General features: G+C 38.2%; 3 protein-coding genes. 1 reads left to right on the forward strand and 2 read right to left on the reverse strand.

Features of this window, described 5'->3' with window-relative positions:
- Positions 1-262: 262 nt before the first annotated feature.
- Positions 263-1,153, forward strand: a complete 891-nt coding sequence (locus WB217_RS00535) for a DMT family transporter (RefSeq protein WP_423989636.1) — start codon at positions 263-265, stop codon at positions 1,151-1,153.
- A gap of 72 nt (positions 1,154-1,225) precedes the next feature.
- Here WB217_RS00535 and WB217_RS00540 read toward each other — a convergent pair whose 3' ends face one another.
- Together WB217_RS00540 and WB217_RS00545 are read right to left on the reverse strand one after the other, a co-directional pair.
- Positions 1,226-1,378 carry a hypothetical protein gene (locus WB217_RS00540; protein WP_423989638.1) on the reverse strand — a complete coding sequence of 51 codons (153 nt, stop codon included), beginning with the start codon at positions 1,376-1,378 and terminating at the stop codon, positions 1,226-1,228.
- Positions 1,379-1,383: 5 nt separating this feature from the next.
- Positions 1,384-1,910 (reverse strand): metallophosphoesterase (locus WB217_RS00545; RefSeq protein ID WP_423989640.1); only part of this gene is annotated, 527 nt, incomplete at its 5' end.

Raw genomic sequence — 1,910 nt, forward strand, 5'->3', positions numbered from 1 at the left:
GGAATAAATATATTATCATCAGTTCATGGCTGTGTCACTTATATTTTACGTGAATGCTAGACATTTTTGGATTTTCTCTATTAGTTCATATAGAAATGAAAGGACACACAAATAACAACCACCAGAAAGAATGAGCAAGATTTCGAATGAAACTTTGAGCCGATATATGGTAAAACTGATGTAGGAGTCGTAAAGGCACTAGAAATAATATTCGAAGTTTAGAAGTTTACGTAGCTAATTTTAGAATAACAAGAGGAGCAGAATGATGAAAATAAAAGACTTCGGAGCTTTGTTGGCGCTTGCTGCCTTGTGGGGAGCTTCATTCCTATTTATCCGTATTGCTTCACCAATTATTGGTCCAATGCTCACGATTCAAGGCCGTGTAACGATTGCCGCCATTGCATTGCTGTTTTATATATTTATGATTAGGCAATCTTCACAATTTAAACGACGATGGAAACAGTATTTAATCATCGGAGCATTGAATGCGGCAATACCATTTACACTGATAGCCTTCGCAGCCATTCATATAACTGCATCTATGTCGGCAATTATCAATTCCATGACTCCCCTTTTCACTGCAATTGTTGTTTGGGTATGGATGAAGGAAAAGTTAAATATAAGAAAATGGCTAGGTATTTTATCAGGTATGATTGGGGTCATTATCCTGGTAGGGTGGAGTCCGATCCCCCTAACATCAAAAGTGATTATTTCAATCTTGTTATCTGTTCTTTCTACAGTTTCTTATAGCATTGCTGGAGTGTACGCTAAAATGAATTTTGGTGGAGTGCCACCTTTGTCAGTTGCTTTTGGGCAGCAAATGGGGGCAAGCTTACTTCTCATTCCATTCACATTATTCCAGTTGCCAGAATCACCAGCAGTCATCACTCCAATCGCAGCATTTTCAGTTGTGGGACTGGCTCTTCTTTGCACCGCTATAGCTTACCTGCTGTATTTCTACCTGATCGAGAGTGTAGGTCCAACAAAAACCTTAAGCGTGACATTTTTGATTCCGTTATTCGGTATGCTATGGGGTGTATTATTCCTGAATGAACAAATTAGTTTAGGCATGATTGCAGGTCTTATCGTTTTATTAAGCAGCATTTTCCTTATTTTTGATTTCCAGCCTAAAAGAGTAACTAGTAAGGCTTAAATCTCAGAAATTAAGTGTTAAGGTGGTATTACTTTTTCTCAGTTTATCGACAAAGATAAAGTTCACGTTCAGTTATTGAAAATCTGTGGATTGAAGATTTTTTCCTGTATGGTCATAAAAGCCTTTATAAAAATAAGGACCTGACAAATAAATAAGGCTGTAGACAAGCACGTTTTCGAGTTTGTCTACAGCCAGAGTGCCAGGCGGAGATGCTTGACACTCCATTTTATTTATTCTCCCTCTTCCAAAAAATAATCCTCATTCACAACCGAAAATTCATCTATTACTTCCCCATCCGAAGTTATGGTTGTAAACGTAATTTGATCTTTATCAACCTTTGCCTTTATTGATACAGCAATGTTATCCATATTGACATATTCGAATTTTTCATCAGCCACTGCATCGTAATGCTTTTTGCCTGTTGTACCGGCAACTACATAAACAGTTCCGTTTGAATCCTCCTGTCCTGCCTTCAACTTTTTCGTCCTGCCGTATGAATGGTCATGGCCGGAAAACACAATATCAATCCCTAATTCATCGACGACTGGTGGCAGCTTTTCCTTCATGATCTCATTTCCGCCAAACGGATTGGTAAAATAAGGTGGTTTATGTGTCACAAGGATTTTCCATGGCTTATCAGAATTTTTCACATCTTGCTTTAACCATTCGAGCTGCTTTTCTAATACATCTGCCTCACTTGTATAGCCTAAAACGCTTATGTGCATGTTGTTGTAATCGACTGAATACGTACCGCCTT

Source organism: Mesobacillus sp. (assembly GCF_049588175.1).
In the GTDB taxonomy this organism is placed as follows: domain Bacteria; phylum Bacillota; class Bacilli; order Bacillales; family Cytobacillaceae; genus Mesobacillus.

Excerpts from the sequence above, each read along its gene's own strand:
- WB217_RS00535 (WP_423989636.1), top strand. The coding sequence starts at position 263 with ATGATGAAAATAAAAGACTTCGGAGCTTTGTTGGCGCTTGCTGCCTTG.
- WB217_RS00540 (WP_423989638.1), bottom strand. The coding sequence starts at position 1,378 with ATGGAGTGTCAAGCATCTCCGCCTGGCACTCTGGCTGTAGACAAACTC.